This window comes from Polynucleobacter yangtzensis (genome assembly GCF_001595965.1).
Taxonomy (GTDB): Bacteria; Pseudomonadota; Gammaproteobacteria; order Burkholderiales; family Burkholderiaceae; genus Polynucleobacter; species Polynucleobacter yangtzensis.
In genome coordinates this window covers 1-1269 of sequence record NZ_LOJI01000009.1, presented here as the reverse complement: position 1 = coordinate 1269, position 1269 = coordinate 1, and the positions used below count along the sequence as shown (strand labels likewise).

Sequence of the window (1269 nt, the reverse complement as noted above, 5' to 3'; positions counted from 1 at the left end):
TGAACTGACCTAATTTTTAGTGCCACTCCCAAAGAGAGGATTTTTGATAATCTTCACCTTAAAGGAGTACTAAATATGGCTAAAGGTCAGCGTCTTAAACCCGAGCAAATCGTCACCTTATTGCGTCAAATTGATGTATTAACCACGAATGGCAAAACCCTCGCCCAAGCTTGTAAAGAAGTGGGTACGGTTGAGCAAAGCTACTATCGTTGGCGCAAGATCTATGGTGGTATGAAGCTCGATCAAGCCAAGAAGTTTAAAGAACTTGAGCAAGAAAACACCCGACTTAAAAAGCTCGTAGCGGACTTATCGCTACGAGAGGTGATGCTCAAGGAAGTTATCAAGGGAAACTTCTAAGCCCTGCTAAACGCAAGACAGCCGCTCAGGTATTGATGCAAAAATACTCAACATCAGAGCGCTTAGCTTGTGAATTAGTAGGGCTCTCCAGAGCAGCGTATCGCTATATGCCACTTCCCAGAGATGATGAAGAGCCGCTACGAGCTGAAGTCATCCGGATGGCCGGCACCTACGGTAGATACGGTTATCGGTTTATTGCCAGCATGATGCGCAACGCTGGCTGGCGTCAGGCAACCACCGCCAAGGTGGCTCGCATTTGGCGGCAAGAAGGACTCAAGATCCCGCAAAAGCAGCCTCCTAGAGGCAGATTGTGGCTAAACGATGGTAGTTGCATGAGGCTTAGAGCAAGTTATCCCAACCATGTGTGGAGCTACGATTTTGTCTTTATCAGAGATGCTTATGGTGGCAAGATCCGCATGCTCACCATGATTGATGAGTTCACCAGGAAATGCTTAACGATCCACTGCGCCAGAAGGATTGGATCAATCCAAGTGATTGAACAGCTAGCCAACGCCATGATCGCCCACGGTATCCCAGAGTACATCCGTAGTGATAATGGCCCAGAATTTATTGCCAAGGAACTGCGTAGTTGGTTATCTGGCATGGGAGTCAAAACCGCTTACATCACCCCAGGATCTCCTTGGGAGAACGGCTTTTGTGAAAGCTTTAATGGCACCTTCAGAGATAACCTTTTGGATGGTGAGATCTTCTATAGCCTGAAAGAAGCCCAGATCATCGTCGGGGAATGGGTCAAGCACTATAACCATGTCAGGCCCCATAGTGCATTAGGTTACAGACCACCAGCACCGCAAGTACAAATACCCAAAATCATCCAGAATCAACCAATTTTGCTGCAATGATTTACTATAGAAAAACTCTCTCAAGTAGTGGACCTAAATTGACAGCAGTTCA

Annotated in this window: 1 protein-coding gene; it reads left to right on the top strand. The window is 46.7% G+C overall.

Annotation, left to right across the window (positions count from 1 at the left end; translation table 11 throughout):
- Positions 1-75: 75 nt before the first annotated feature.
- Positions 76-1217 (top strand): IS3 family transposase gene (locus tag JaK3_RS05680; protein ID WP_150114210.1). Its coding sequence is split into 2 segments (ribosomal slippage): positions 76-340 and positions 340-1217, totalling 1143 coding nucleotides; the frame shifts between segments, so codons are not numbered across the junction.
- Positions 1218-1269 lie beyond the last annotated feature (52 nt).